Source organism: Pseudoalteromonas sp. ABE4_541, assembly GCF_056312285.1.
Genome location: NZ_JBSVEM010000001.1, coordinates 289,925 through 310,621 on the forward strand (window position 1 = coordinate 289,925; position 20,697 = coordinate 310,621).

30 protein-coding genes are annotated in these 20,697 nt (G+C 39.8%); 15 read left to right on the forward strand and 15 right to left on the reverse strand.

The window, feature by feature from the left end:
* Window positions 1–140: 140 nt before the first annotated feature.
* Genes ACW689_RS01420 through ACW689_RS01440 form a run of 5 tightly spaced genes read right to left on the reverse strand, consistent with a single transcriptional unit; the run spans window position 141 to window position 2,398 of the window.
* Complete coding sequence (locus tag ACW689_RS01420) at window positions 141–290, reverse strand: hypothetical protein (protein WP_476287839.1); 150 nt, start codon at window positions 288–290, stop codon at window positions 141–143.
* 23 nt (window positions 291–313) lie between these two features.
* Window positions 314–832 carry a single-stranded DNA-binding protein gene (ssb, locus tag ACW689_RS01425; RefSeq protein ID WP_476287841.1) on the reverse strand — a complete coding sequence of 173 codons (519 nt, stop codon included), beginning with the start codon at window positions 830–832 and terminating at the stop codon, window positions 314–316.
* Window positions 832–996, reverse strand: coding sequence for a hypothetical protein (locus tag ACW689_RS01430; RefSeq protein WP_476287843.1), 165 nt, complete (start codon window positions 994–996; stop codon window positions 832–834). The genes ssb and ACW689_RS01430 overlap by 1 nt, the downstream gene beginning before the upstream one ends.
* Window positions 997–1,043: 47 nt before the next feature.
* Window positions 1,044–2,108, reverse strand: coding sequence for an AAA family ATPase (locus ACW689_RS01435; RefSeq protein WP_476287845.1), 1,065 nt, complete (start codon window positions 2,106–2,108; stop codon window positions 1,044–1,046).
* Window positions 2,109–2,122: 14 nt separating this feature from the next.
* Window positions 2,123–2,398, reverse strand: coding sequence for a hypothetical protein (locus tag ACW689_RS01440; RefSeq protein WP_476287847.1), 276 nt, complete (start codon window positions 2,396–2,398; stop codon window positions 2,123–2,125).
* A gap of 928 nt (window positions 2,399–3,326) precedes the next feature.
* On the opposite strand from ACW689_RS01440, the gene ACW689_RS01445 reads away from it, so the two are divergent.
* A complete protein-coding gene (locus ACW689_RS01445; protein WP_476287849.1) occupies window positions 3,327–3,530 on the forward strand; it encodes a hypothetical protein in 204 nt (67 codons plus the stop codon).
* A gap of 96 nt (window positions 3,531–3,626) precedes the next feature.
* Here the strand turns inward: ACW689_RS01445 and ACW689_RS01450 are convergent, their stop codons facing one another.
* Window positions 3,627–4,019 carry a helix-turn-helix domain-containing protein gene (locus ACW689_RS01450; RefSeq protein WP_476287851.1) on the reverse strand — a complete coding sequence of 131 codons (393 nt, stop codon included), beginning with the start codon at window positions 4,017–4,019 and terminating at the stop codon, window positions 3,627–3,629.
* A gap of 176 nt (window positions 4,020–4,195) precedes the next feature.
* Here ACW689_RS01450 and ACW689_RS01455 point away from each other — a divergent pair, with 176 nt between their 5' ends.
* The 10 genes from ACW689_RS01455 to ACW689_RS01500 all read left to right on the forward strand — a co-directional run bounded on the left by ACW689_RS01455 (window position 4,196) and on the right by ACW689_RS01500 (window position 9,257).
* Window positions 4,196–4,564 carry a hypothetical protein gene (locus tag ACW689_RS01455; protein ID WP_476287853.1) on the forward strand — a complete coding sequence of 123 codons (369 nt, stop codon included), beginning with the start codon at window positions 4,196–4,198 and terminating at the stop codon, window positions 4,562–4,564.
* Window positions 4,561–4,737, forward strand: coding sequence for a hypothetical protein (locus ACW689_RS01460; RefSeq protein ID WP_476287855.1), 177 nt, complete (start codon window positions 4,561–4,563; stop codon window positions 4,735–4,737). The genes ACW689_RS01455 and ACW689_RS01460 overlap by 4 nt, the downstream gene beginning before the upstream one ends.
* Before the next feature lie 17 nt (window positions 4,738–4,754).
* Entirely contained in the window at window positions 4,755–5,252 is a 498-nt protein-coding gene (locus tag ACW689_RS01465; protein WP_476287857.1) for a DNA cytosine methyltransferase, read from the forward strand.
* The gene (locus ACW689_RS01470; protein ID WP_476287859.1) at window positions 5,179–6,258 is read left to right on the forward strand and encodes a DNA cytosine methyltransferase; all 1,080 of its coding nucleotides are present in this window, start codon (window positions 5,179–5,181) and stop codon (window positions 6,256–6,258) included. The genes ACW689_RS01465 and ACW689_RS01470 overlap by 74 nt, the downstream gene beginning before the upstream one ends.
* A gap of 201 nt (window positions 6,259–6,459) precedes the next feature.
* On the forward strand, window positions 6,460–7,455 hold the full coding sequence (locus ACW689_RS01475; RefSeq protein WP_476287861.1) for a helix-turn-helix domain-containing protein: 996 nt from the start codon (window positions 6,460–6,462) through the stop codon (window positions 7,453–7,455).
* 83 nt (window positions 7,456–7,538) lie between these two features.
* Complete coding sequence (locus tag ACW689_RS01480; protein ID WP_476287863.1) at window positions 7,539–8,006, forward strand: DUF1367 family protein; 468 nt, start codon at window positions 7,539–7,541, stop codon at window positions 8,004–8,006.
* Window positions 8,003–8,185, forward strand: coding sequence for a nuclease domain-containing protein (locus ACW689_RS01485; RefSeq protein ID WP_476287865.1), 183 nt, complete (start codon window positions 8,003–8,005; stop codon window positions 8,183–8,185). Before ACW689_RS01480 ends, ACW689_RS01485 begins: the two co-directional genes overlap by 4 nt.
* Window positions 8,185–8,586 carry a 3TM-type holin gene (locus tag ACW689_RS01490; protein WP_476287867.1) on the forward strand — a complete coding sequence of 134 codons (402 nt, stop codon included), beginning with the start codon at window positions 8,185–8,187 and terminating at the stop codon, window positions 8,584–8,586. The genes ACW689_RS01485 and ACW689_RS01490 overlap by 1 nt, the downstream gene beginning before the upstream one ends.
* Window positions 8,586–8,759: a hypothetical protein gene (locus tag ACW689_RS01495; protein WP_476287869.1), complete on the forward strand. Its 174-nt coding sequence runs from the start codon at window positions 8,586–8,588 to the stop codon at window positions 8,757–8,759. Before ACW689_RS01490 ends, ACW689_RS01495 begins: the two co-directional genes overlap by 1 nt.
* A gap of 255 nt (window positions 8,760–9,014) precedes the next feature.
* Window positions 9,015–9,257, forward strand: a complete 243-nt coding sequence (locus ACW689_RS01500) for a hypothetical protein (RefSeq protein WP_476287871.1) — start codon at window positions 9,015–9,017, stop codon at window positions 9,255–9,257.
* Window positions 9,258–9,301: 44 nt separating this feature from the next.
* On the opposite strand, the gene ACW689_RS01505 is transcribed toward ACW689_RS01500, so the two are convergent.
* From ACW689_RS01505 to ACW689_RS01515, 3 genes are all read right to left on the reverse strand, one after another.
* Window positions 9,302–10,021, reverse strand: a complete 720-nt coding sequence (locus ACW689_RS01505) for a hypothetical protein (RefSeq protein WP_476287873.1) — start codon at window positions 10,019–10,021, stop codon at window positions 9,302–9,304.
* Window positions 10,022–11,265: 1,244 nt separating this feature from the next.
* Window positions 11,266–12,195 (reverse strand): zinc ribbon domain-containing protein, encoded by a 930-nt coding sequence (locus tag ACW689_RS01510; protein ID WP_476287875.1) that lies wholly within the window; start codon window positions 12,193–12,195, stop codon window positions 11,266–11,268.
* Window positions 12,195–12,806, reverse strand: coding sequence for an endonuclease (locus ACW689_RS01515; RefSeq protein WP_476287877.1), 612 nt, complete (start codon window positions 12,804–12,806; stop codon window positions 12,195–12,197). The genes ACW689_RS01510 and ACW689_RS01515 overlap by 1 nt, the downstream gene beginning before the upstream one ends.
* A 766-nt stretch (window positions 12,807–13,572) precedes the next feature.
* On the opposite strand from ACW689_RS01515, the gene ACW689_RS01520 reads away from it, so the two are divergent.
* Window positions 13,573–14,802, forward strand: a complete 1,230-nt coding sequence (locus ACW689_RS01520) for a hypothetical protein (protein WP_476287879.1) — start codon at window positions 13,573–13,575, stop codon at window positions 14,800–14,802.
* 153 nt (window positions 14,803–14,955) lie between these two features.
* Here the strand turns inward: ACW689_RS01520 and ACW689_RS01525 are convergent, their stop codons facing one another.
* From ACW689_RS01525 to ACW689_RS01550, 6 genes are all read right to left on the reverse strand, one after another.
* Window positions 14,956–16,029 carry a DUF6602 domain-containing protein gene (locus ACW689_RS01525; RefSeq protein WP_476287881.1) on the reverse strand — a complete coding sequence of 358 codons (1,074 nt, stop codon included), beginning with the start codon at window positions 16,027–16,029 and terminating at the stop codon, window positions 14,956–14,958.
* 313 nt (window positions 16,030–16,342) lie between these two features.
* Window positions 16,343–17,110, reverse strand: a complete 768-nt coding sequence (locus tag ACW689_RS01530) for a hypothetical protein (RefSeq protein WP_476287883.1) — start codon at window positions 17,108–17,110, stop codon at window positions 16,343–16,345.
* 30 nt (window positions 17,111–17,140) lie between these two features.
* Window positions 17,141–17,875 (reverse strand): endonuclease, encoded by a 735-nt coding sequence (locus tag ACW689_RS01535; protein ID WP_476287885.1) that lies wholly within the window; start codon window positions 17,873–17,875, stop codon window positions 17,141–17,143.
* A complete protein-coding gene (locus ACW689_RS01540; protein ID WP_476287887.1) occupies window positions 17,865–18,194 on the reverse strand; it encodes a helix-turn-helix domain-containing protein in 330 nt (109 codons plus the stop codon). The genes ACW689_RS01535 and ACW689_RS01540 overlap by 11 nt, the downstream gene beginning before the upstream one ends.
* A gap of 118 nt (window positions 18,195–18,312) precedes the next feature.
* Entirely contained in the window at window positions 18,313–18,477 is a 165-nt protein-coding gene (locus ACW689_RS01545) for a hypothetical protein (protein WP_476287889.1), read from the reverse strand.
* Between the two features lie 111 nt (window positions 18,478–18,588).
* On the reverse strand, window positions 18,589–18,840 hold the full coding sequence (locus tag ACW689_RS01550) for a hypothetical protein (protein WP_476287891.1): 252 nt from the start codon (window positions 18,838–18,840) through the stop codon (window positions 18,589–18,591).
* Window positions 18,841–19,078: 238 nt separating this feature from the next.
* Between ACW689_RS01550 and ACW689_RS01555 the strand changes: the two genes are divergently transcribed.
* The 3 genes from ACW689_RS01555 to ACW689_RS01565 all read left to right on the forward strand — a co-directional run bounded on the left by ACW689_RS01555 (window position 19,079) and on the right by ACW689_RS01565 (window position 20,672).
* Entirely contained in the window at window positions 19,079–19,687 is a 609-nt protein-coding gene (locus ACW689_RS01555; RefSeq protein ID WP_476287893.1) for an LPD29 domain-containing protein, read from the forward strand.
* Window positions 19,688–19,960: 273 nt separating this feature from the next.
* Window positions 19,961–20,197, forward strand: a complete 237-nt coding sequence (locus tag ACW689_RS01560) for a hypothetical protein (RefSeq protein WP_476287895.1) — start codon at window positions 19,961–19,963, stop codon at window positions 20,195–20,197.
* Entirely contained in the window at window positions 20,184–20,672 is a 489-nt protein-coding gene (locus tag ACW689_RS01565; RefSeq protein WP_476287897.1) for a terminase small subunit, read from the forward strand. The genes ACW689_RS01560 and ACW689_RS01565 overlap by 14 nt, the downstream gene beginning before the upstream one ends.
* Window positions 20,673–20,697 lie beyond the last annotated feature (25 nt).

Here is a 20,697-nt window from a genome sequence, read left to right on the forward strand (position 1 = left end):
AAAATAGTCGTCAGTTTTGAGCTTTAGATTGATACCACTGACACTACAATCTAGTATCTTTGCTAGTTCCTTGATCTCTATTAAATGTGTTTCTTCATTACTCATAATAACCTCAAATTTCGCTTAACTAATTCTTGGCCTTACCAAGGTAAAAGACCAAGTGCGATACGCTGTTTGTTCCATTTGTTTACTAAAGATTGTGCTTCTTTTCGCTCGCTACCATCTGGTTCGTCTTTTCCTTTGCACCACGCCAACTGCTGAGCAGTGATACTTAAAAAGTCATTTTCCATATACAAATACTCTTTAGTACGGGTCAAAACGGAATATCATCATCAAAGTCCACAGGGGGCTCCATTGGGTTGTTTGGAGCACCTAGTTGATTTTGGTTTCTTGGTTGCTGCTGAGTAAAACCAGCTTGTTGCTGGCCGTAGCTGCTTTGACTCTGATTTGGTACACCTTGATATAGACCTTTGTCTTGTTGCTCCCCACGACCCCCCAACATTTGTAATTGGCCTCCCATATCCACGACAACTTCAGTAGTGAATTGATCTTGTCCATTTTGATTCGTCCACTTTCGCGTTTGTAAGCGGCCTTCAATATAAACTTGGGAACCTTTATGCAAATATTCCGCAGCAACCTCTGCTAATCGACCAAATAGGATCACGCGGTGCCATTCTGTTCGTTCTTGCTGTTGGCCCGTATTTTTGTCTTTCCAACTATCAGTCGTTGCAAGACTAATTTTTGCCACGGCATTTCCATTTGGCATGTAACGAACTTCAGGGTCTTGCCCTAAATGCCCAACTAGAATTACCTTATTTACTCCGCGCGCCATTATTCCCAAACCTCTTTGTGTGATTTTTCTAAAGCCAGCTCGTCTCTACGTTGTTCTAGTCGCCTTCTGTTTTCGCATTGCTTACGAAGCTCTTTGCTTATACGAGCATTCCGAGCATCGACAATTGCTTTAGCCTCTTCTGGTGTATTGATTAGGTTATCCATGTTCATTCCTTGCAAGTTCGCGCGCAGCGCTGAATTGTTTTAGAAAATTAGGCGGACTTTTGCTCAACTTCCTGAGTTAGTAGCGATTTCAAGTCGGCAAAACCTTTTAGTAACTTTGCGCTGCTCATCGATTCGATAGCAGTCCAGCTACGTGTTCCAAATATCATTTCAAAGAGGTCTAGCCTAAACTTCTTCGCTTCGGTGCCATTACCGTCATAGCCATGCTTTACAAGTAAGCCTTTAATTTCTTCGCACTGAATTTCACGCTGCCTTTTTTCATATGAAAACCCATCATCTGTAATTTGGTTCTCATAGATATGTTTACTATTACGCTGTTCCATGCTGTCGAAGTGCTGGCCACCTATGTTCAAAAAGTCGAAGTGAGCAGCGAAAGAATCATAGCTGGGGTAATCTAGGCAGTGGCCGTTTAATCTGTCAGTACGGTCTTTTTCCACTAATGCACGGTTGATAATTCTTCCGTTTTCTCGGTGTTTAACCATTTCAATTAACAGAGAAGGCTCATAACCCATTTCTTTTTCGGTAGCCATCTTTGTGCCACTGGTAATTAGTTCCATTCGCCCTGTTTCTTCATTCTTTTGATACTCATATACTGAGCCAGCGCGACCACATACGATTGCGTGTATCTTTGAGCTTAAGAATTTATCTGTGAACGCAGCCCATTGAGCTTTAATTGGTTTCCAGTGATGGAACTCTAGTTGGAAAATTGGCTTTGCTTTTGGATTAGATTTCTTGCGTTGTTCGTTTAGCTTAGCTAAATAGCTATCTTGGCAATCTTTCCATGTGTGTGTAATTGAATCAGCGATTACGATGGAGCAGTGTTTTTCAGCTTCATCCCAAAAGCCCATTAAGTCAGACAAAGCACGAGATTCATCAAATACTAGGAACTCGATACCAGCTTGTTCAAATAGCGGGATTATGTAGCTGGCCGCAGGTTCTGTATCAAACATGGCTATAGGCTTTTGAAGGTCATATGCTTTCCAAAGTCCTATTGCAATTTCTGCGGCTGTACGTGTTTTACCAGAGCCAGCCTCGCCATAAATGCCAATCTTCGCATACGCTTGTTTGTTTTCTGCGGGTTTTAAATAAAGCATTCTCGATCCTTTTTTTATGCTGCGTTTAAGTGTTTTGTCGCTAGCTTTTTGGCCATTTCGTAAACTGTTTGCTGTTTGATTTCATCTAGTCGCTCTTGTACGGCTAAATCACTAAATATCAATCGAGCAATTAGCTCTTCCGTTTCTTCTTGCTCGTACATTTCGGCTACGACATCTGTTTTTTTATAGGTAATGTTCGCCACGATAATCGAGTTGCCGACTATTAGTTCGCTGGCAATTTCTTCAATCACTTGTTCGTAATGTGTGCATTGTGTTGTGGAGCATTTCATGTACTAAATTTCACCTCATATTTCTAAGGCATACACGAATCGGCCTGCACGAAAGCAATATCAGTGTCATCCTTACTTCGTTCATGTAAACTAAAGAGTCACTATCGAAAGTGATAATCACACGGTTGATAATATGTATTATAATATGTATTGTAATGCACAGGTTGTCAATGGGCGATAATTTTTTTATTAGAGGCTTAGGATGAAATCCAGTAATTTGACAGTATTAAAATGCAAATGTCTTAAGAAAGTTAAAGGTGGAACAGGGGGAGGAGGATTAGATCCATCTCAAGTTCAGCAGTTTAAATTTCTTTACTTGCTGCCTGAAAAGGCCAAAAAAGAGGGAGGTTAGATGTTTACAGAGTTAGAACAGCATTTACTTAATTTAATTGAGCATGCGACTCTGGCTTATATCCTGCTATGGGGAGTCTACTTGGTTAAATTTAAGAGGATTGATAGTTACAGTTTGACATTAACAGTATTCATTCTTTTCTCTTGCCTAATGACTGTAGTTACTCCTTACCTATACGGTTTCGCAAAAGGTGGGGATTCTATAGGATACAAGGCAATTTGGCACTTGTTCTTCGTGGGAACTTTTATAGTTGAAATTAAGAGCGTGTTAATCATACACAAAAGCTTCAATTTAACTATCTCTAAGGTATCGCGTGTATTTGCTATCTTATTTGGGGTTCAAGCGTTCTTACACATTACTCGATTAATTGAAAAGACGTTGTTTTCTACAAGCTATACAGCCTCGATTTATACAGAAGGTATTAAATTTGTTAACTTTGTGTTTGTTTTGTTGTGTTTATTATGTATTATTCTAGCATTACTTAGGAATTATCAGTTAGACAAGAAGTGTATTTAGATGGAAACTTTCGAAACATACATTGTCATATCATGCACTCTAGTTATGGGAGTAGTATTGGTGACAACACTCAAGGAATTATTTGATCGCACAAAAGAGTCTGAATCATCAGGCTCTAAAAACAATGTGGTTGATATGGAGTTATATATTAAGAAAAAAGCTTTGAAGTACCATATCGCGGCTAATGTAAACACTAACCTCGTTGAAAAAACAATTCTTCTCAGAAGAAAAGATGAAACTTTGAAAAGACTGAGCGGTGAATGATACTTGGTGCAGGTCATCATTTTGTTTGGTCTGCCTCCTAGCTTTTCGACCTACACAAAAACAGTATTCCCCCGAATATACTTATACAGCTTGATACTATTTCGCATACTTCCGTACAGTGTTTTGAATATCAAAATCCGTTTTTTCTTTTTGTGCCATCAAAATATCGTATATCTCAGCAACCTGCTGTGGGTTCATTTTCTCATAAACACTGAAGAATTTAGTAATATCTCGTTCTGACATTTCATTGTGTCGCGCAATCGTCTGAAATGCTTCTGTCAGTACGTTAGGATCGATTCGAAGCTGACTACTCATCTTTTCTTCTAATTTAATAAAGTGGTCTGAATCAACATCGAGCGTATTTGCGAGCTTTCTCAACTGCTCGTTAGATGGGTCATATCTTCCAGCAAAATAGTGGCTTACTCCGCCTTGAGAGCTAACCTCGAATACAGAGATCAATTCTCTTTGAGTTAACCCTTTTCTTTTCATTATAACTTGAGCCTCTTTAGCCCACGCTTTAACTGCCATCTCTGAACTTAAAATTGGATTGCTAATACAATAATAATACAGTCTGTAGATTTTTTTTCAATCAACAAATAACTTTGGACAAACGGAATATAACATGTATTATAAAAATACATATTATAATACATTGGGTGGTTGTTGTGGATCTAAATCAGTGGGCTGTCGGTGGTGGTAGTTTGGAAGCACTCGCTGACTCATTGGGGAAGTCGTTTTTTACAGTTAGAAGCTACGCGTACGGACATCGACGAGTGCCGGAGGATGTTACTGAAAGAATAAAGGAGTTTACTGGAGGCAAAGTAACGCCTGAAGACCTTAAAAAGCCATTTCTAGATTTTCAAAATCGAGGAGATAGTTTTGGTCTCGTGAAGATGTCAGGGAAAAGGGTTGGCAGTTTACTTTCATCTATTGACCTTAACGCTTCAGAAATAAAAAAGCGTGAATTCTTAAAGTCTGTTGAAGGCTGTTTAAGTCTTGGGGAATGTGAACTTTCGAGGGAGGGAAAATCATGAGCGAAAACCAGTTTGCGGAAAGGTTGTTCGTAACCTTAGACGCCCGAATTGAAGAAGAAAAAGAGATGCGCCAATCAGCACAAAATGATCCGAAGTATGAGTACTTTTTAGGTCGTGTTGATGGGCTTGAAGCGGGGAAAGTTCTCTTACAGCAGCTTATTAGCGAGCAATAGAAACAAGGAATAAGGTAATGCGTTATTTAAGCCTGTTTAGTGGAGTCGAAGCAGCCACGTTAGCCTGGGAGCCAATGGGCTGGGAAGCAGCAGCATTCTGTGAATTTGGCGAATTCCAATCGGCTGTACTTGCCCATAGGTGGCCCGATATACCGAACTTTGGTGATATAACGAAAGTAACAGAACGACAAATAAAGGCGCTAGGACAAATAGACATCGTTGTTTTTGGCAGTCCTTGCCAAGACTTATCAATTGCTGGAAAAAGAGAGGGTTTTAAAGGTGAGCGAAGTAGCTTATTCAGACAAGCAGTTAAGATCATCGACTGGTGTAGAAAGCACTGTGGCACAAGGTTCTCTATTTGGGAAAACGTCACTGGCGCATTCTCTTCTAACGGAGGCGATGATTTTGCAGAAATCATCCACTTACTCTCAGGTGCTAGCTTTGATTGCAAAAAGTGGCAAACAAGCGGTTTTGCTGTCGGAAAAAAAAGGGCTTGTCGAATGGTGTGTGCTTAATGCGCAATACTTTGGAGTACCGCAGCGTCGTAGAAGAGTGTTCGCTGTCGCAGATTTTGGAGACTGGGCCAATCGCGGACCGATACTATTTGAGCCCGAAAGCGTGTTTAGGGATTTTGAACCGGGCAGAGCGAAGGAACAAGACACTGCCATCAGTCCTAAGGCAGGCACTAGAAGTTCAAGCCACTGGGATGACGTAAACAAGCCGCATCCAACGCTTTCCCAATCTCACAATACTGGTGGTATCGCAATGTCTGACCAGGAGTTATTTAGTCAGCGTGGCTCAGGGCTTGTTTCTGCAATTCACCAGAATACTAAAGGAGAAGTTCGCCTTAGTAACGTATGTCCCACTTTACAAGGCATGGGCGGCACTGTTGGGCAGGGTTATCAAGCTGTATATACCGAAAGTGGTTTTGGAAAGTGGCGCAAAGGTTGCGGCACTTTGAGGCAAAGTGGCGGTCATGTGGGAGGTGGATCAGAAAATTTAGTCCTTTCATGTTCTGAGTATAAATGGATACCTAAGGTAGCTAATTGCCTTCAAACATCTTGCAATGATTATTCTAGGGCTGATGGCTTCAATATGGTAGTTCATGGGACTCAAGATCCTATCATTTCCAATTTAGCTCATTGCCTAGGTCGGAACCATGGACAAGAAAATGTCATAGTGTTTAACCCAAACCAGGAGGGGATGGGCTTTTCCAACATTGCGCCACCAATTTGCGCATCCACTGGCGGAATTAATCAGGGCTGTGTGATGGCGGATCGCGTAAGGAAGCTTACACCAATTGAGTGTGAACGGCTTCAAGGTATACCAGATAATCACACTCAGATCCCTTGGAAAGGTAAACCTTCAAGTGAGTGCCCTGATGGACACCGATACAACGCAATCGGCAATTCAAAACCCGTATATGTAATGCGGTGGATAGGCCAAAGGCTCGAAAATGAAGTAACCAATCAAGAGCATCTTACGCGTGAACTTCTAAATAACTCTCAACAGGAAGCATAGCCATGTTTGACAATTTATATGACAGATACTCAGAACACAAAGTGGGTAATAGTGGCAAAAGACAGAACGGCGAAAGTAAAAAAGAAAAGCCTAAAGATAAATAAAAATAAAACCCGCAGTACTTTGGCGAGCGCAGCGGGTTTCATCTAAGAACGGAGATTAGTATGACATATAACGTACAAAAAGCAAACGGGGGTGTGTATGAGCAGGGTAGCTACTGATTGGGCGTGGCAACAAGAGCTAAAAACATCTTCACTTAAATTATTACTACTCGCAATGGCAGATAGAGCCGATGAGGATCATTGTTGTTTCCCTAGTGTTGCGCGTCTCGTTAAAGATACAGGACTTAACGAAAAGACAGTAGGTACCAATATGCGCAAACTCGAAACTCTGGGTTACTTGTCTGATACAGGTAGACGAAAAGGGATCACGGGAAAAGTAAAAGTTTATCGGATCAATGGTGTCGAAAACTTCGAAAAAATCAATAAGCCCGAAATTGGGGGTATTAATGAAAGTGCCCCTATGAAGGCCTCGTCACACAAGGGCTCTAGAGGTGAAAAATTTAATACACCCAAAAGCGGTAGTATTGGTGAAAATGGAAGTTTTAATACCCCCGAAAACGGATCTTTGAATACCCCCAAAAACGGATCATTGAATACCCCCAAAAACGGATCTCAGAACCAGTCATTAGAACCAGTCATAGAACCATTTAAAAACACAGCAAAAAATTCCCTCGATTTTTCAAGCTGGCCTGTTCAACCATCTGAGCAAGTGCTATTGGACTGGGTATCGTATCGAAAGAAGAAAAAGCTATCGGTGAGTCAGACAGTGATTAACCGGTTAGCCACAGAATTAAACTTGGCACACAAAAATGGGGTTAGCGTTGATGATTGTTTGTCTGAATGCGTGGTGCGAGGTTGGCAAGGATTTGAGTATGCATGGCTTAGTGAAGAGGTGAGGGTTAGAGCTAAGGCCAATGTAAAGCAGATGCATCAAACCACAAAAAAAGCATATTCGGAAACAGGGGTGATAAACGAACAGTCATCGCGCAAAGACGTTAGTGAAGCTTTGTTGGCGGGTTATAGCTATCGAGACCTACCAAAAAGCTACAGGGATGACTTGCTCAATGAATGGCGGGTAGGGCGACTTCCAGTCAAATTAATAACAGCTTTGGAACACCAAGGCGTAGCTCTGTAGCGCTATGAGGGATGTTAGATGCGAACTAAAATAGAGTGTTTGCAAGTAATTATAACAGTGGACCAATCAAGGAGAAGCTGAGAATGGCCGAATTAGCACTTGTTAAAACAATCCACGGATTAATGCCAGTTACAACTGATGATGGTGATTTCATTGATGGCCTTAAGTTAGGCGAAGTTGTTCGGGGCGACTTCAAGCGTATGCGTAATGGTGACTTTCATCGTAAGTACATGGCGTTATTGAGTTTGGGCTTTGACCACTTTGATACTCAGCCAATTGAATACAATGGTTACTGTATTAAACCATTGAAGAATTTTGATGAATTTAGGCGATGGGTAGCCATTCAAGCAGGGTTTTACGATGTAATTGGATACCCTGAGGGCATGGTAAGGCTACGAGCAAAGTCCATATCTTATAGCAATATGGACGAGCAAGAGTTTAGCGAACTATACAGTAAATCAATTGATGTGCTACTTGGGTCGGTTCTATCCAATTTTGAAGATTATTCTGAAGTAGAGCAAACAGTTGAGCAAATTGTGAGGTTTGCATGAGTTTAATAAGCCGAACGTTGAGAAACAGTGCAAAAGGTCAAGATTGCCAAGTCCGTATACCAGGCATATGTAACTTCGACCCTAGCACAACTATTTTTGCCGAGCTTTGTGCCCTAGAAGGGATGGTAAGAACTCAGTTGATTTGGTTGCATACTGGACTAATCGAGGTAGTGCAATAGTGGGGTTGCTGTCACTGTTGTTTAGCGAAGGAAAAGCAAAAGATCCACTTGAAACGGTGGGAGGTATTCTAGATGAGCTGTATACCAGTGAAGAGGAAGTTCTAAAGCAAGAGGTGCTAAAAGCTCGGTTGTTGGCAAATTCTGCAAATGTTCAAGCGCGTATTAGTGAAGTTAGCGCCTCTCATCGCAGCGTGTTTGTTGCTGGCGCACGGCCTTTTTTGTTGTGGGTATGCGGCTTAGGCTTTTTATTTGCGTTTGTAGTCAATCCCGTTCTTCAGTGGTTATGGCCCGATGTGGGCGCGCCTAATCTGCCACTAGATGCCATGATGGAATTGACGCTCGGTATGCTTGGGCTTGCAGGTTTAAGAACGGTAGAAAAAATAAAAGGAGTATCAAAATAATGGCAAGCAATAGCGAGCGACTATTTCGACCAGAGAACAAAGACCTCCCGAACTTGATGTTTAGAGTAGAAGATGACCGTGGAATATGGATAGTCACCGGGCAATTGACTACCAATGAGAAACAATTCTTGAGTAGTATTCCCGCGTCAGAGAGCATTGAGTTTTATATTTAGTGTGCATTTGTAAGAATCCATGACTGTTCGATAAACTCTCAGTCATAGTATAACATTCATGTTTAAGGAAGGGTCAATTAAGACCTGTGTATGAGCATGTCCACTTTGATAGCATTAAGAGGTGTTGATTAGCTCGAAAAATATAAGTCTCAATTTGACACTTTGTTAACTTTTTGTATAATTAATTTCACAGTCAACGCGTCATGACGTCAAATGACAAGAACTGTTAAAAGTAAACTAATAAGGATATAAGTAATGGAAGTTTGTTCTACAAGTCCCGCTAAAAAAGTATCACGCATTAGTAGTAAAAAAATAATATTTGGTGTCGTGGCACCGCTTGCGGTCGTAGCTGGTATTTCATTTGCAAGCGTAGAGGCTGGACATGTTGCACCTAGCATACATAAATTGAATGCTAGAAATGGTGGCCCTTCAATACCACCTGATAAACCTAGTGACTCAAAGTCGATTTTTGAGATATTTAAAGGTTTAGTATCTTAAGTTTAAAAGTAAAAAGGGCCAAAAGGCCCTTTTTTATGGAAAGATCACAGGCTGCATGGTAAGCCTTTTCGCATATTTTTATGGGTGATAGGATCGCTTATAAATATTTCACAACCCCCCAAACGTGCCACCAGTTTAGCTAAGTCATCTTGATATTTTGTACTCCCACTCGCTGAGCTGAGTGTATAAGAGGCTAGAAGTATCCAATCAAGCTGAAAACTTACATTATACTCGTCGAACTTGATTAGGTCTTCTTTAGTGAGTTTGCTTGAATCTGTACTAATTTCAATGGCTTCTAGTGAGAGAGAGACAGCCTTATCTAGCAACTTTTCATCACCATACATGTCATAGAGGATGTTGTTTAATCTGGCGTAGTCCATGCGCCAATATACCTGAGTGCCCATTGACAATTTATCGATTTGTAGAGTGGAAAAACGTTCATGCACTCCATTGATCTTTTCAAATATCTTTTGAACATCTTTTCGCAAACGGTCATCTAAGGAATCTATATCATTCCAGATTTCTATTATCGTACTAACTTGTGAGCGTATTGCCACATAATTATCATATTGAGTCCAAGACTCAGAGCCACTGAGACGATCAAATGTAGATTTGATGTCCTTCTTGTAAACTAGAAACAAGAATGAACTCAAAATGGATACTAGGACTATCGGTATAAGAACTCTTTTTTGGTATATTTTTGCTAGAAACCCCCACAGTTGGAACTCTGCAATAGGTTGACTTTGTGGACTCTGTTGCGCCATTCGCTCTCCTGTAAATGCATGAAAACCGATTCAATACTACATTAGTTACTCTATATTAAACAAGTGTTTCATTTGTGTTTCTCTTTTGTTTCTTTTTGGGCGCGATAGGCTTATTTTGTATGGATCATCGAACGAGTGATATGTACCAGAGCACCCAGTACTTTTCACATTTGAACTTATACGGGTAGCGTCTCGCTATTCGCAATATCTCTGAACAGCTCCACCCACTCAATAATGCCAATAATATCACAGGCTTTCTTGTCGTTGCGTAATTGACTAAACGTACATACTCTTGATTTGGTGCGAGGGGGCGCGGTTTTACGCCGATCATAGTCTTCTCCTTTGATCTTCTTATCATCCTGATAACTAGTTAATCAGCTTAGTATAATTTGTGAAGTTTTCCCAAGTCAGGATTCTACTTTTATTTTCACTTGCCATCATCAATACTATCACCAGAAGGGTGAGTACCCGACGCCATGGGGTAGCTATTGACAGGTTGGGCAATTTTTTGATGACTTTTCAGTATTGTGATCAAATGACTAAATAGCTACTCAAAAGGAAGGTTTGTCATTTTAAAGTGCTTTTTTCACTTCTGTGTATACTTAATATAGTAAGAGGAAGTTATACACTTACACGGAGAAATTAATTTTCTTTGAAATTAAGAAAAATAGAGTGACTTAGGTTGATTTTTGCTCACCGTGTTTACTACTCAGATTGGATAAGTTAATGGTCACTTGCAATATAAACCTATCCCTGACTTATCCACAGGCAGCGGTGATTTGTTCTATTGCAAAATGTTTTTACCCCCACTATCTTAGTTACTGCAGGGCCTAGGGTAGTAAAGGGGAGGCGCTATGATTGAGCCCATAGCGCCAAACGAAAACCTGCAAACAGGGCTTGTTGCTCTGAGTGTTTTCGCAATGTGTGACAACAAAAGCGTATAACAAACATGTCAGAGCTTCAAGGTTAATATTAATAATTAACATTGGAGGGGTGAATTTGAAGTTCAGTATTTCAGTTGAATTATCTGACGCAGCAGTCGCTAGTGTATGTCACTTAGCAATTGCTATCTTATCGCTACTTATCTAGATATTGAGTTGGGGGCTTCGGCCCTTAACTCTTGTGCTTGCTCTGTTTTGGTGGGAAAAACTTAACAGTTGGCGTTATTACTACACCGAAGTCTCCTTGTTTTACACTATTTTGTATTAGAACTTCACCATTTCTCCAAGTAAATGTGTTTGGATTTACCAATCGTCTTCTACCTCTTTTAAGTCGAGTTTTCCTGTCTTTAAACTATCTTGCATAGTAACTTCACCATTTTTCCATATGAATGTGTTTGGATTCACTACTAGTCGTTTACTTAGAAGATTATTTACATCATCTACTATTTCATTCGGTAAGCTCAGTATCTCTTGGTTCAAACTTTTATTCTTTGCTTTAGCCTCTTCCAACTCTTTTTTCATTTTTTTGATATCACTTTCATATGAGTTCAACAGTTGATGAGTTGCTATATTTGACTCTTCATGTGTACTGATATCTTTCTCAAGAGAACTAATTTTCTGTAGCGCTTTGCTCAAATCATGCTCTATCGCTTGATGCTCATCCTCCGATAACCGCTCATCCCGTTCTTTTTTGAGGCGATTGAACTCTTCTAGGCTTGGCCTGATATTAAGTTCACCTTTTAAAGCATCATACTCCTTCTTGGTTGGCCTACCTTCCATTGATTGAACTAACTGTTGCAGTTTGTGTATTCTTGTATCTTTTTTGTCTAGTTCTTCTTCAAAACTCGCTTTGTCGCTTTGATGCGCCTTACGCATGGCTTTCAACTCTTCCTGTGAGACAGGTTGCTTAAGCTCAAGTTCTAGCTGACGTTGCTTGAATTTGAAATTTACCTTTTTTGTATAATGAAAGATATACATATCAATTTGAGGCCAAATAAATACGTAGAATGCAGCAATCCCTAAAGGCAAGATTACCCGATAGCTCGATAAGTCAAACTTTGCATAGTAGCTATGTAGGTTTACAACCTTGACGTCCCATTGCGCACTAGAGAATACGAGTAACAGAATATCGATATTAACGACACACCAAGCAAACAAAAACGTGGCCAGAAAGGGGCTTGATAGCCGTTTTGCTAATGTTATGGTCAGGTAATCCTTAAATTCTCCTATCATCATATACCCTTAATAAACTCGTTACGTCTGCCTTGAAGTTCTTCAATTTCATCCTGACGCGCTATTTCTTCAGGTGTTGGTGGATATTTAATATGCCACTTAACCATGAGCGGTAACAGGTCTTTGCTTGGTAAATCATAGTAGTGGATCATATGTAGAATACTGCGAGCGATTTGACCTTTGATTGCATCTCGTGGTTCAACAACCGCGTTTTTGCCTGATGTGCGCTCGAAGTCACATGTATCATTCTTAAACCTTGGTGTTTCTCCTGGTATCACACCATAGCTTTTATTGCCCCGGCTTGAATTGTATCTTTGCTTGGCTGGCCAAAGGTTATGCAAGTCAGATGACGCGGCCCTATAAACATCGTTATCGCAACTCTTCCTTGACTTGCAACCAAGCGCTTTTGCTATCCAATCAGCAGGGTATACATGCTCTAATGTAACTCTCTCGCCAGCTAGCTTTTCTTCATCACAGTAAAATGTTTTATATGGCTCATCATATAGTTTTAACCAGAACACCTTATCTCTGACCTTATCGTATTCAGAATCATCTGCGAGTAACACCGGCGACAAAATAAAACATGCCAGTACAGCAAATAGTTTCAACATTCCTTTTCCCCTCCACAATGCATATCAATGATTAATACTGTAACCTTAAGGTTAACAAAATGTCACTAGTTAATTCGCTGTTTACCTCTAGAATGTTAGTTAAATATGTAATAGTGAAAATAAAAGCACACAGCAATACTTGCGAGACAAGCGAATGCTAGCAGCCCACTGAAAAGCCCGAGAAACAAAAGAAACGTGAGGAGGAATGCATACCCTCCACATAGGAATAGTAGAGTGGCACTCCGAGTTGCCTCGTGAAGAAAGCTCATAAAAGTATTACCTAATTTGGAATTAACAATCAAAGTGATAAAGCCGTTGATTGTCATGCTAACTACACTACCCAGTAGTGTAAGTTCTATCAAACTAGGGCGTCGAATTGTATTAAGTGCCATTATGGTTAGTCGTCTAGCCTCAATGATGTTTATGGCAGTTAAAAATATGACGAAGCTTGCAGCCGTCATTGATGTGAAAATGAGGGTGTAGTACTGGTAATTTCTTTGTTCTATGTTTTCCATTATCTAATCCATACGTTTTTTGAGTTTGTGTATTAGGGCATTTTTGAATCTTTTTTTTCTATAATGACACTTTTTTCATAAACTATGCTTTCTTATAGCCTAAACAGAAAGTTGATAAAACTCCTGAGCTTTGTACGTACTGTTGCTGTTGAGTGATTTGCGATAACTCGCCAAGGTATTAGTGTTTTAGTATTGATTTTTTATCTCTTACTAGTAATTTATTGCTTAAATTCATTTAGGGGTAAAGGAATATGGAAAAAGCTTATAATGTGGTTATGGGGCGTATAGAGTATGCCTATCAAATAAAACACTCATATCCAGAGCATTACGCAGAAGTGCACAAAGATAATTTTGTATGTAGCAACCCTCGCTGCGCCGAAAAGGCTACAACAGTGGCTTGTGCGCTTGGCAGAATCGTAAATGGGATTTTTGAACCATATGTAAAGGCTCCACATTTTAAGGTTAAGAACCATATTACAGGGTGCCACTTTGATAAAAGTAATGGGTGTAAAGTTAAAGACGACGGTAATGGAAGAACAGTTGTCGAATATAGCCATGTCGGAGAAATTTTACCTCCCAACGAGCCTGAAGAAACTAATTATCGTCAGGTAGGCAGTCAACAAAGGAGACACGCCGATACGGCTAACTCGAAAAGTGGTCCGCGTTCTAATCGTAGGCGAAGTAACTCAATTGCCTCTGCAGTGCTTTTCTACATTCAGAGTCCTAAGCAGAACTCAGTAAAACCACTAAGCATCAACTATAAACAAAAAACCTACCGAAGCTACTTTCAGCAAATTACAGGTGCGAAAAACATACGATTTAACGATGACTTTTTGTTTTATAAGGAACTAAGATTTACTCAGCCGCCTATTGTTAGTGAAAATATGATTAAACTAACGCTCAACCAAAAAGACCCTGTTACCGACGAGTTTTTCGAGTTGCATCTCAATACCGCTCGTTGGAAGGAGAATATTAAAGAAGGTGTACTACGTGAAATTAATATTGGATATCAAGAAGCACGCAGGAGGCTTGAGGGAGAGTGTGTAACGGTTTTCTTCATCGGTAAGCAAGATGGTAATAGCAGTAACGTTTTTCACTGTGAATACGCAGAATACTTCTTTATGTATATTGGGCAAAAATTTGCCCTCCAATTTAACATGTTTGGGACGCGCAAGATTGCAGTTGATCCTCTGCCAGAAGTTAGAGATGAAGGTGCATACATTGATTCAATAGCTGATGAATTTATTGATACCCGGGAACATAATGAGCTGGTCGATAATTCAACGCAAAAAGTTGAGTTAATAGAAGTGCCTATGCATATGCCTGTGCACGATAAGAAAAAATTCATTGTAGAAGAGCCTGTCGGTGGAGAAGAAGCCAAGTATCATGAACCTATGCCAAAGTATGACCAACCACCAAAGCAGGAACAGGGACTAATGAAAAATTTAGTCGGAAAGTTGAAGTCGCTTTTATGGGGTTAAGAATACTGAGTTGTACTAGATTAGGCTGTTTTCTGACTGATAGCTATGAGGCTAGTACACCTAAATTATGCACGACCAAGCTCCTTTTCCTCAAGTTGTATAGCGGCTCAAAAGCCAATAGAGCGCGCAGCGATGTCCGCTTAATTTAATTTGTTAGTTACGTTCTTTATCTGAAATATGGAATAGTATTTTGCTTGAATCTTGACTGGTTTCAAAGCTGAACCCAACATTATCAATATCATAATTCAATCCATTTTCATTGAAATCCTGGCAACTTGAATTACCCCACATATCTTCGTAGCAGATTGCAAATATTTTCGGCTCATGTTCTCCAGAATGTAATAAATATTGGCCAAAATTTCCCTTTGATAATGTATTTGAGATACCGGAGAGTAAAGATAGCTCGATCTCGTTACTACTCATCTCAATCCCCACCCACTTATGAATATTAAACGTGATCTCATTATATTTTAGCCCGTTTATTGTTATCTCTCCGTTATCAAAGTTCTTGAAATAGCTATTTATGCTAATCATACTGAGAATGAATTTTAAAAATTGTGAGCGTGTCATTTGGGACAAGATTAAATCATTTGAACGAAGTTCTTGCATTGCTTTTAATGAGGCGTTTACGTCAATTCCAGACCTTTCTTGAAACAATTTAAAAAACTCTGAATGGTCCATGTAGTCTTTAAGATAGTGCTTGCTGACACTTTTATAGTAATAACTTTTAGCGGAAGTACATAAAACAGTAATAGCTGGATTAATAAAGAAGTTATTATCGTATTTCTTCAACCGCTTGAGTTCGCTTCCAGCAATATCGCTAGAGAATGAGAAAAGCACGGTGGGTGACGTTCCGCCAATAGCACTGAACCTTTTAAATTTATCTATGGTGGTTTTAAGTTCATTCGCATTTAAAGCACTTTTGACTTCAAAGTTATACTTTACGGCTTCGACAGGAACAAAGGTCAGTTCATTTTTCATATATGAAGGAAGTATCTCATCATCATAGATCAGGATATCAGTTTCATTTGACTGTTCCCCCATTGCGTTTTCAATAACCCCTTTTGTCAGATTATATCTCTTTGGAGTAACTTCTCTTATTAGTGCGGAAAGCTCGTTTTCATTAAAGCCTCCTTTAACTCCTTGGTGAACTACGTTTTTATTGCTTTCAAACTCAGCCTTCATGGCTGATATCTTCGCGCTGAATTTTTGAGATATGATGCCCATTCACTTACCTAAAATTGTGATGCTTTTTCCGTATACCAGGCAGCTAAATAAAATAGATTCCCTAGTGGAGTGTTTAAAAACGGCAAAGTGTCTAATAGAGTATTTACCTGTTTTAGTTGCAAAATTGTTTTGTTATTCAAAAGTTAGGTTCTGAGCTTAGCCTAAATTACTTGTGTGAAAAAGCACCAAAACGCCGAAAGAGCATAATATATGGTTATATTGCGAAGACTGTAAAATTAAACTGTGCTTAAATAGATGCTCGGCCAGTTGATCTCACAACACACAGCCGACTGTCATCTCTGATTGGGCTTTATTACAGAAGTGATATTGTTTTTTGCTTTGGGTCTACATTTTCTGAAGCTGAACGAGGAGGGATTGCAGCGACGACAGATTCAAAATATTTGTCTAGCTTTTGATAGCGCTCTTCATTTAGCTGCTCATCTTGAATGGATAGTAGTTTCTTACTTCGCCTCCATTCCCAAAAACCACACTTTTTGGCCACAATAGATATGTTATTGTCAATTTCTTCAATTGCCTCTTGCTTTATGTCAGCCTGACCTTTTTTTATCAGTTCATGAGTAAAATCATCTAATTCTTCAGGTTTGACTTCACAGTTATGTATATGGTTTAGTCCTACCTGACAAGATGCTAGAAGAGTCTCTACACCCTTTAGCTTATATGCGAGAATCGGGGATTCTTGGGCAAGTTCTTGTAAGGCGTTTTCAAATGGTTCAATCAATCGCTCTAAAACACCATTAACCGCGGTGGAAACCAGCTCAACATTTTGAGATTCAATTAGAGGGCCTAAGAATATATCTAGCTCAAGTAACTCTTCCTCAATTAGGTGATCTTTTAAATGGCTTTTGTACTTTTCCATAAACAATTCTCTTTCAGTTTTTGGATCAGATAATTGGGCCTTAATGACAAATCTAATTTCAAAGAGCATATATAATACAACCTTGGCACTTCGTTTGCTGCCAGCTAACGAACGGTAAAAGTATCCAGCAGCACTAAGTACAGCAGCTAAGACGAGGCCACCGACGCCAATTAGTGCGGCAATAATTCGTTCATCATATTCCATACGGGCATTCCTTTTGATAATTAGGGGAGGCTATTTACACTGTTTGCTGACAAATGGGTTTGGCCAACCTTGATGCTTAGCTTTCAGTTCATTTATATCACATTCAGCTTCGCTCACTGGATCTTGTTTATCCCACGCATTAAACAACTGCTTTTGCTTTTTGCTAATTTTTAAGTCGTACTTACTCTCGAAATAAAAGTAAGTTCTTGCAATGTCACCACGTATATTGGGAGTAGGTTCAAATGTCTTTGATTTGAAATTGACTTCGGTATCACACTGACCATAGACACGTTGTTCACCTTCAATCATTGTGAACTTGAAGTTACTACGGTCCCCGTTAACCTCACCGATTGCGGGAACCAAGTTGTGCAAATCACCCTCCATAGCTCTAAATATAGGTTCGTTCTTGCACTCCTTTCGCCCACCTTTTTGCCAGCATTGAAGCTGGTGGCCGAACTCCCAAGCAGGTACAACATGTTCCCACTCGATACGTTTTGCGCGTTGATTTACTTTGCCTTTCTTCGTTAGCTCATTACGAGGTTTATATCCGCATTTTGACGTTTCTGGCACAAGCTTCTTTTTACTCAGCCACTCAATATCACAGCCACAGTAAAATGTGGTGGGTTGGGCTCTATAAATCTGTTTTAGTACTTTTTTTGCTTGTCCAAAACTTATGCTAGGTTGTTTAGTTTTATCGCCGCCTCCACTAGTGGCTATTGCACCTGAACTGACAAATAATAGGGCAAACAGCTCTTTATATTTCATGTAATTGCTCTACATCAATGGATAAGGCTTTAGCCACTTTTTGTATTGTATCAATCTGAACTTTGTTCCCAACTTTTTCAATTTGAGATAAGGCAGATTGTCCGATCCCTAATTTCTCAGCAAGGCCTTTTTGAGAAAGCCCTTTATAGCGTCTCCACGCTGCTATCAAGCTGCATTTGTGTCTTGCTTTAAGGTCAAGAACTTGGTTTGGTATTGAACTTTCTTTAGCTCGGCTAGATGTTAGTTCAAGCCATGTATCATAGGGCACAACCGCAAATGCTGGCTTACCGTCTTGCGTGATTATTTGTACGTCATCCATTAGCCAAATATCCAATACATAACTAATGCACCTATTACACCAGCTAAAGCCCACAACACAGGGGTATAGTCTTTTAATTGCATTTTCATAGTAACAACCTTTAATCAATATAAGCTCCCTAGATGGGGAGCTTAGTCCATGCTATGATTAGCGCTGCGATTATGCCGAGTACGTAGAATGCCAATCTTATGTTATCTCGGACTTCGCGACGTCGCTGGGATTCAATTTCTTGCTCAAGTTTTTGAATTTCCAGCTCCAATTTCCTTTTTTCAAGTTCTTCCATATATCTCCTTATGTTGCTTAACTGAAACTAATATTAATCTAATGTATTAGTTTTGGCAAGCGGGTTTAGAGATATTTTCTAATTTATTAGTTTTATATTAGCTAATTTAATTTAAGACGTTCTTACAACTCTAACTAGATACTGAACGGCTGGGCAGTTCTCAACAGGAACGGCAGTAAACGAGCTGGTTTCAAATGTTCTGTTTTTCAAGTCACCTTTTAGCCGTTCCGTAGTAGTCGCCTGCCTCATGCGCCTGCGTGCTTCTGCGCGGTCTTCTACTTCAATATAAACGGCTTCACCAACTTCTAATGGCTCTAAAAAAGCGCTGATAGACTTTTTCTTTTTTGCTGGCTCTTCATGCATTTCACTGTAACTCGTTAAACCTCTTCTAGCTGTGAGAGTAGGGCTAAGGGAACACGCAGTCAAGCAGGATAAATATACAGTTACATAAGTGTACAGATGCAAAAATGTGTTATAATTTACTATAAAACAATGTGTTATATTTATTTTTGCTATTTCATTAAAGGCGATTTGAATATTTAGAATCAGTTAACTGATTCTATACAGTGAAAATCACTTAACTGATTCTAAGGAAAAGATCATGTATTCACATCTAGACAAAATTAATACTGGTTCTGCTGCTGAAGTAGCAAAAAACATACGTAAAGATTTAAAGCACCATTTTCCTAAAATTAAGTTCTCTGTACGTACTCGGCATTATGATAGCGTGGCGATCAGTTGGACAAATGGGCCGACTAACTCGGCTGTAGAAAAGGTATTGAATAAGTATGAAGGTGGAAGCTTTAACGGCATGGAAGACATATACGAGTACAACACATCAGAATTTAATGGCATGTATGGGAGTGTTAAGTACATATCTACAACGAGAGACACTACAGACGAGCTAATAGGGCTAGCAATTAAACTATTATCGTTAGAGCTCGAAAAGAAAGGGCCAACGGTAGCAGAGTTTAGGAGTGGCCACACACAGACCATATCACCTTACGATTGCTGGTCAGTGCACCATAGCTGGCAAGCACTTATACATGACAAGCTATCAAGCATCAATTACACAGACGGATACAAGCCAAGGGTAAAGCCAATCAAGTTGCAAATGGGTTGGTATGCAGAGCTAGACGGGGCATTCATAAGCGCATCATTATCAAGTAGTGGTATAGAAGCATGCAGGAAGGTTGTTCAACTCATCTAATACAATCAGGTAACTAGCCAAAGCTCGTCATCATGACGGGCTTTTTTTATCTCCACACAAAATCACTCAACTGATTCAACGCGAACACATCGAGAGTCACGCAACTGGATACACCCCGTAACAGGTTCTTTTTTAACGATTTTTCGGAGCAGGGGCGCTGACCCGCGGGAAAAGGACAGTCAGAAATTTTGAAAACGCATGTTGCCTATCTTTTAAAAACAAGTGGTTAGTGCTAATGTGGCCGAATCAATTAACTGATTTTAATCTGTCAATATGGATATTCAACCCGGTTCTCTTACAGAAAACCAATTTGACTTGTACGTCGAGTTAACGCGCATTAGCAGCGATACAATCAAACAAGCGTTAAAAAAATCACTGGTTCTTGGTCTCACAGACGATCAGGTGATTGAAACAGTTGAGGGTGTCAATTCATCAAATTATCACCGTGGTAAACGTGCCTTTAAACGAGTTTACGAGATCGTGGAGAAGATAAAACATGAACAAGGTTAACCAAGCTCAACTAGCTGAGTTATTTGGCGTCACGCCAAAAACTATCCGTGAATGGCGCGATATGGGCATGCCTTGTTTGGGTAAAGAGGGCAGGCAGTATATGTATGATTCACACGCCTGTTTTTCTTGGCGTATCGAGTTTGAAGCTAATCGAGTAAAAGATAAGTTTGGTGTAGATGGTGACGCTGATGAGAAAATGAATTTATTGGAGGCCAAAACCAGAAGAGAAGCAGCAAACGCCTTACTTGCGGAATTGGAACTCGCTGAAGCTCGCAAGCAAGTTGCTAACATTGATGACCTTACACGTAATTTTGCTGTGATTTTACAAAATGTAAGAGCTAAGCTAGTTGGCCAAGCTAATCGTTTATCTGGTAGCTTAGCACACCAGGAGCAGGAGGAAATTTATCGCATTCTCAGTGACGATACTAAAGAAACGTTAAAGGAGTTATCAAATTATAAGCATGAGTATGCTTGAAAAGGTGAAAATACATAATACACAT

Bases quoted from the DNA above. Each gene is read 5' to 3' on its own strand.
- ACW689_RS01450 (WP_476287851.1), bottom strand. From the start codon at position 4,019: ATGAAAAGAAAAGGGTTAACTCAAAGAGAATTGATCTCTGTATTCGAG.
- ACW689_RS01555 (WP_476287893.1), top strand. From the start codon at position 19,079: ATGTATTCACATCTAGACAAAATTAATACTGGTTCTGCTGCTGAAGTA.
- ACW689_RS01435 (WP_476287845.1), bottom strand. From the start codon at position 2,108: ATGCTTTATTTAAAACCCGCAGAAAACAAACAAGCGTATGCGAAGATT.
- ACW689_RS01550 (WP_476287891.1), bottom strand. From the start codon at position 18,840: ATGCATGAAGAGCCAGCAAAAAAGAAAAAGTCTATCAGCGCTTTTTTA.
- ACW689_RS01505 (WP_476287873.1), bottom strand. From the start codon at position 10,021: ATGGCGCAACAGAGTCCACAAAGTCAACCTATTGCAGAGTTCCAACTG.
- ACW689_RS01500 (WP_476287871.1), top strand. From the start codon at position 9,015: ATGGAAGTTTGTTCTACAAGTCCCGCTAAAAAAGTATCACGCATTAGT.
- ACW689_RS01420 (WP_476287839.1), bottom strand. From the start codon at position 290: ATGGAAAATGACTTTTTAAGTATCACTGCTCAGCAGTTGGCGTGGTGC.
- ACW689_RS01495 (WP_476287869.1), top strand. From the start codon at position 8,586: ATGGCAAGCAATAGCGAGCGACTATTTCGACCAGAGAACAAAGACCTC.
- ACW689_RS01515 (WP_476287877.1), bottom strand. From the start codon at position 12,806: ATGTTGAAACTATTTGCTGTACTGGCATGTTTTATTTTGTCGCCGGTG.
- ACW689_RS01545 (WP_476287889.1), bottom strand. From the start codon at position 18,477: ATGGAAGAACTTGAAAAAAGGAAATTGGAGCTGGAAATTCAAAAACTT.
- ACW689_RS01440 (WP_476287847.1), bottom strand. From the start codon at position 2,398: ATGAAATGCTCCACAACACAATGCACACATTACGAACAAGTGATTGAA.
- ACW689_RS01460 (WP_476287855.1), top strand. From the start codon at position 4,561: ATGAGCGAAAACCAGTTTGCGGAAAGGTTGTTCGTAACCTTAGACGCC.
- ssb (WP_476287841.1), bottom strand. From the start codon at position 832: ATGGCGCGCGGAGTAAATAAGGTAATTCTAGTTGGGCATTTAGGGCAA.
- ACW689_RS01525 (WP_476287881.1), bottom strand. From the start codon at position 16,029: ATGGGCATCATATCTCAAAAATTCAGCGCGAAGATATCAGCCATGAAG.
- ACW689_RS01485 (WP_476287865.1), top strand. From the start codon at position 8,003: ATGAGTTTAATAAGCCGAACGTTGAGAAACAGTGCAAAAGGTCAAGAT.
- ACW689_RS01430 (WP_476287843.1), bottom strand. From the start codon at position 996: ATGGATAACCTAATCAATACACCAGAAGAGGCTAAAGCAATTGTCGAT.
- ACW689_RS01510 (WP_476287875.1), bottom strand. From the start codon at position 12,195: ATGATAGGAGAATTTAAGGATTACCTGACCATAACATTAGCAAAACGG.
- ACW689_RS01520 (WP_476287879.1), top strand. From the start codon at position 13,573: ATGGAAAAAGCTTATAATGTGGTTATGGGGCGTATAGAGTATGCCTAT.
- ACW689_RS01535 (WP_476287885.1), bottom strand. From the start codon at position 17,875: ATGAAATATAAAGAGCTGTTTGCCCTATTATTTGTCAGTTCAGGTGCA.
- ACW689_RS01560 (WP_476287895.1), top strand. From the start codon at position 19,961: ATGGATATTCAACCCGGTTCTCTTACAGAAAACCAATTTGACTTGTAC.
- ACW689_RS01465 (WP_476287857.1), top strand. From the start codon at position 4,755: ATGCGTTATTTAAGCCTGTTTAGTGGAGTCGAAGCAGCCACGTTAGCC.
- ACW689_RS01480 (WP_476287863.1), top strand. From the start codon at position 7,539: ATGGCCGAATTAGCACTTGTTAAAACAATCCACGGATTAATGCCAGTT.
- ACW689_RS01540 (WP_476287887.1), bottom strand. From the start codon at position 18,194: ATGGATGACGTACAAATAATCACGCAAGACGGTAAGCCAGCATTTGCG.
- ACW689_RS01530 (WP_476287883.1), bottom strand. From the start codon at position 17,110: ATGGAATATGATGAACGAATTATTGCCGCACTAATTGGCGTCGGTGGC.
- ACW689_RS01475 (WP_476287861.1), top strand. From the start codon at position 6,460: ATGAGCAGGGTAGCTACTGATTGGGCGTGGCAACAAGAGCTAAAAACA.
- ACW689_RS01565 (WP_476287897.1), top strand. From the start codon at position 20,184: ATGAACAAGGTTAACCAAGCTCAACTAGCTGAGTTATTTGGCGTCACG.